The sequence below is a fragment of the Mesorhizobium sp. M1E.F.Ca.ET.063.01.1.1 genome (assembly GCF_003998155.1).
GTDB lineage: Bacteria > Pseudomonadota > Alphaproteobacteria > Rhizobiales > Rhizobiaceae > Mesorhizobium.
Genome location: NZ_RZSC01000659.1, coordinates 1 through 3,297 on the forward strand (window position 1 = coordinate 1; position 3,297 = coordinate 3,297).

Annotated in this window: 4 protein-coding genes; 2 read left to right on the forward strand and 2 right to left on the reverse strand. The window is 66.5% G+C overall.

Annotated elements, in window-relative coordinates; all coding sequences use genetic code 11:
- Both EOA29_RS30065 and EOA29_RS30070 read left to right on the forward strand, forming a co-directional pair.
- A partial coding sequence (locus EOA29_RS30065; protein WP_145969868.1) for a MurR/RpiR family transcriptional regulator occupies positions 1-502 on the forward strand: 502 nt, incomplete at its 5' end.
- On the forward strand, positions 499-1,824 hold the full coding sequence (locus EOA29_RS30070; RefSeq protein ID WP_126095021.1) for an aspartate aminotransferase family protein: 1,326 nt from the start codon (positions 499-501) through the stop codon (positions 1,822-1,824). The genes EOA29_RS30065 and EOA29_RS30070, both read left to right, overlap by 4 nt.
- 194 nt (positions 1,825-2,018) lie before the next feature.
- On the opposite strand, the gene EOA29_RS30075 is transcribed toward EOA29_RS30070, so the two are convergent.
- Together EOA29_RS30075 and EOA29_RS30080 are read right to left on the reverse strand one after the other, a co-directional pair.
- Positions 2,019-2,669 (reverse strand): LysE family translocator, encoded by a 651-nt coding sequence (locus EOA29_RS30075; RefSeq protein WP_126095019.1) that lies wholly within the window; start codon positions 2,667-2,669, stop codon positions 2,019-2,021.
- Between the two features lie 34 nt (positions 2,670-2,703).
- The coding region (locus EOA29_RS30080; protein ID WP_145969869.1) for an FMN-binding negative transcriptional regulator at positions 2,704-3,297 on the reverse strand (594 nt) is incomplete at its 5' end.

A 3,297-nucleotide genomic window follows, 5' to 3' on the forward strand; every position in this document is an offset into this window, starting at 1 on the left:
GGCCGAGCGGCTGCACGCAGCCCGCCGGATATTCCGCCTCGGCCTCCGCTCCAGCCATCCGGTCGCCGCGCATTTTGGCTACGTCATGCCCTTCCTTGGCGAGAAAGCCGTGATGCTGGACGGCGCATCCGGGACTGGCACCGACGCCATTCGCCTGGCGACCGCGCAAGACGTGCTGTTTGTCGTCAGCGTCGCACCCTATACCAGGCTGACCGTCGATCTTGCCCGCCGCGCCGCAGCCGGCGGCGTGCCGGTGATCGCGCTCACCGACAGCGCCGTCTCGCCGCTCGCCGGTCTCGCCGGGCTGTCGGTGCTGGTTCCGACGGAAAGCCCGTCCTTCTTCCACACCATGTCGCCTGCCTTCGTGGTCGGCGAGGTCCTCGCGGCGCTGATTGCCGGAAAGGGCGGGGAAAAGGCGCTTGCCGCCATTCGCCGCACCGAGGACCAACTGTCCCAACTCGACATCCACATCTTGCCGCCGCGCGGCCGGAGGAAAGCATGACCCATATCCTGCATCGCCAGATCCACGCCTCGCTTCCCGTCGCCAGCGGCGGCAAGGGCATCGAGCTCTTCGATACGGACGGACGCGCCTATATCGACGCGTCCGGCGGCGCCGCCGTTTCGTGCCTCGGCCACGGCCATCCCGATGTTCTTGCCGCCATGCACAGGCAGGCCGACCGACTTGCCTATGCCCACACCAGCTTCTTCACCAGCGAAGTCGCCGAAGCCTTGGCCGACCGGCTCGTCGCGGATGCCCCGGCCGGCATCAGCCACGTCTATTTCGTCTCGGGCGGTTCGGAAGCGGTCGAGGCAGCGCTCAAGATGGCGCGGCAGTATTTCGTCGAGATCGGCCAGCCGCAGCGCCGCAACATCATCGCGCGCAAGCAAAGCTATCACGGCAACACGCTCGGCGCGCTCGCGACCGGCGGCAATGAATGGCGGCGCGCGCAGTTCCGGCCGCTGCTCATCGAGACGCACCACATCGATCCGTGCTTTGCCTATCGCTTCCAGGAGGCCGGGGAGACGGACGAGAACTATGCCGCGCGCGCGGCGCAGGCGCTGGAGGACAAGATCATCGAGCTCGGGCCTGAGACGGTCATGGCCTTCGTTGCCGAAACGGTTGTCGGCGCGACGGCGGGCGCGGTGCCGCCGGTTGCGGATTACTTCCGCCGCATCCGCGACATCTGCGACCGTTACGGCGTCTTGCTGATCCTCGACGAGGTGATGTGCGGCATGGGCCGCACCGGAACGCTTCATGCCTGCGAACAGGATGGCGTCGCCCCCGACCTGATGACGATCGCCAAGGGGCTGGGTGGCGGCTACCAGCCGATCGGAGCCGTTTTGCTCAGTCAGAAGATATTCGATGCCTTCGCGAACGGTTCGGGTCTCTTCCAGCACGGCCACACCTATATCGGCCACCCGATGGCTTGCGCGGCCGCGCTTGCCGTTCAAGAGGTGATTGCCCGCGACAGGCTGCTCGACAATGTGAAAGCCATGGGCGCGCATCTGGCGCGCCGGCTTGGCGAGCGCTTCGGGAACCACCCCCATATTGGCGACATTCGCGGGCGCGGCCTGTTCATGGGCGTCGAACTGGTGGAGGACCGTTCGACCAGGCAGCCCTTCGATCCGAAACGGAAACTCAATGCGCGCATCAAGAAGGCGGCCATGGCGCGCGGCCTTCTCGTCTATCCCATGGGGGGCACGATCGACGGGGTCAACGGCGACCACGTGCTGCTGGCGCCGCCGTTCATATGCGACGTCTCGGCCATCGACGCGATCGTCGAGCGTCTCGACGACGCCATCTCCGACGCATTGCAGATTTAGTCCGATCGGCCCTGAGAGGCTCCTGCCAGGCGCTGCTGGCAATAGTCTTCAGCCGCGATCAAGTCGTGGCGCGCCCCTGTCGGTTCTTCTCGGCCGCGCCTATCCCGAGCCGCAGCATGTCGTCTCGATCGCCGACGAGGAGCTTTCCGCTTTCAGAGCGTCGCTGGATCTCTGATGTAACCTGGACTTGGCGATCAGAGGGCAGGGCGCTTGGCTATGGCGAGGCCGATGCCGAGCGCGATCATCGCGCCTCCCGAGGCCTCCCGCAGGCGGCGTATCACGCCCGAACGTCCGGCCGCGCCTTCCCGGATGCGGCTTGCCGCGAAAGCGACCACGACATCGGCGAGCGTGTTGAGCGTCACCGACACGAAGCCGAGGGCCATGAACTGCAGGGCGACGTGGCCGGCGCCGAGGTTCACGAATTGCGGAATGAAGGCCAGGAAGAAGGCTGCCGTCTTCGGATTCAAGGCCTCGACCAGCACCCCTTCGCGAAAGGCGCGCCTCGCGCCGACCGCGGGCGCCGGCGCGCCGCCCTCCAGCATTGTCTTTGCCTCGCGGCGGGCGGACTGGAAGGTGCGGAAGCCGAGCCAGACGAGGTAGGCCGCGCCGATCAGCTTCAGCGCCGTGAACAACTCCGCGCTTGCGAGCACGAGGGCGGAAACGCCAAGGCTGCCGGCAAGCACGTGAACCATGCCGCCGAGGCCCGTGCCGAAACTGGAGGCGATGCCTTCCGCTCGTCCGCCGGCGAGCGTGCGCGCGGCGACGTAGAAGATGCCCGGTCCGGGCGTGATGGCAAGCAGGAACGCTGCGGCGAAGTACAAGGCGAACTGGGTCAGATCCGGCATGATGAACTCGGCTTGAAGCGAACGGGACTATGTCTCACGACGGGATGAGCGGCGCGACCGCACGGTCCGAAAGCCGGTCGCTCGCTGAAAGGCCGGACACGACACCGGCTCGATCGGCCGTGTTGCGGTTCTGGCTCATCTTGCGCTTGCCTTCGAGCTTCGCGATCGGCATGCGCAGACCGACAATGCCTCTCAGTTGCGCCTGGATGAAATCCGGCGGCGCGTCCGATACGGCCCAGGGCGAGGCGCGCCCACTTTCGTGGAGACTGGTCAGACGCGTGACGACGTCGAGCAGCCTGTCGGCATCCTCGAAGAATTCGACCGGCCCATGGGCATGGACGGCGACATAGTTCCAGGTCGGCACGACCTTTCCGGTTTCCTGCTTGGTCTGGTACCAGGACGGCGTCACGTAAGCGTCCGGCCCCATGAATATCGCCAGGCCATCGCCCAGCGGCGGGACACGCCAGTGCGGATTTGCCTTCGCGACATGGCCATAGATCACGCCATGCTCGCCCTCGTCCTCGTCGAGGAAAAGCGGCAATGGCGTCGCCAGCGGCCCTTCCGCCGTCGCCGTGACCAGGGTCGCCAACCGCGCCGCGCGGATCGTTGCCCTGAGGCTCTCATGATC